This window comes from Leisingera sp. F5, from assembly GCF_001593695.1.
The window spans coordinates 1-1,065 of record NZ_LUKH01001383.1; the positions used below are offsets into that span (position 1 = coordinate 1).

The window sequence follows — 1,065 nt, forward strand, 5'->3', positions numbered from 1 at the left end:
CCATCCAGGTACTGGCAGAGGAGACCCTGCCGGAGGCCTTTGCTGCCTGCGGTGAAGAGACAACCCATGTGGTGACCCACTCGATGGGCGGCATCCTGTTGCGCCATTGGCTGCAGGGCAACCATCCGCAAAACCTGGGCCGGGTGGTGATGATGGGCCCGCCGAACCAGGGCAGCGAACTGGTGGATGAGCTAGGCGATTGGGAGGTTTTCGGCCTGCTGAACGGCCCTGCGGGCCAGCAGCTCGGCACCGGGGCGGAGAGCCTGTCGAAACAACTGCCGCCGGTTGATTTTCAGCTGGGGGTGATCGCGGGCAGCGAGACGCTGAACCCGCTGTTCTCCGCCCTTATACCGGGGGCGGATGACGGTAAGGTCTCGGTCGCCAGCACCAAGGCGGACGGCATGGCGGCGCATCTGACACTGCCGGTCACCCATACCTATATGATGAACAATCCGCAGGTGATGGCGCAGACGCTGCATTTCCTCGAGGAGGGGCGGTTTGAGCCGTCGCTGAACTGGCTGGCGGCAGTGGAAGAGATCATCGCTGAGGCTTGCCAGCTGAATGGCGGTTGCGCAGAGGCAGAGAAATGACATTGGAACTGACGCTGCAAGGCGGCGATGTGCTGCGCCCCGGCGGGTTGGAGCGCGGCGGCGAAATTGCCATCGCAGGCGGCCTGGTATCGGAGACAGCGGCAGGGCGCGTTGCGGACCTGACAGGCTATCTGGTGCTGCCGGGGATCGTGGATCTGCACGGCGACGGGTTTGAGCGCCATTTGGCGCCGCGCCGGGGCGCGATGAAGCAGATGGCCGAAGGTGTCGTCGCGGCGGAGGCGGAGCTGGCCGCCAATGGTATCACCACCGCTGTGATGCCAGGGCAGCGAACTGGTGGATGAGCTGGGCGATTGGGAGGTTTTCGGCCTGCTGAACGGCCCTGCGGGCCTGCAGCTGGGAACCGGGGCGGAGAGCTTGCCGAAACAACTGCCGCCGGTTGATTTTCAACTGGGGGTGATTGCGGGCAGCGAGACGCTGAACCCGCTGTTCTCCGCCCTTATACCGGGGGCGGATG

At 64.9% G+C, this 1,065-nt stretch carries 2 protein-coding genes and 1 pseudogene; all 3 read left to right on the forward strand.

The window, feature by feature from the left end:
• Positions 1–590: alpha/beta hydrolase (locus A2I95_RS41620; RefSeq protein WP_291738118.1), on the forward strand; the 590-nt coding region annotated here is incomplete at its 5' end.
• Positions 587–892, forward strand: coding sequence for a hypothetical protein (locus A2I95_RS41625; RefSeq protein ID WP_367153229.1), 306 nt, complete (start codon positions 587–589; stop codon positions 890–892). The genes A2I95_RS41620 and A2I95_RS41625, both read left to right, overlap by 4 nt.
• Positions 846–1,065, forward strand: a pseudogene (locus A2I95_RS41630) (alpha/beta hydrolase); the annotation flags it as partial. The gene A2I95_RS41625 and the pseudogene A2I95_RS41630, both read left to right, overlap by 47 nt.

Bases quoted from the DNA above. Each gene is read 5' to 3' on its own strand.
- A2I95_RS41625 (WP_367153229.1), top strand. From the start codon at position 587: ATGACATTGGAACTGACGCTGCAAGGCGGCGATGTGCTGCGCCCCGGC.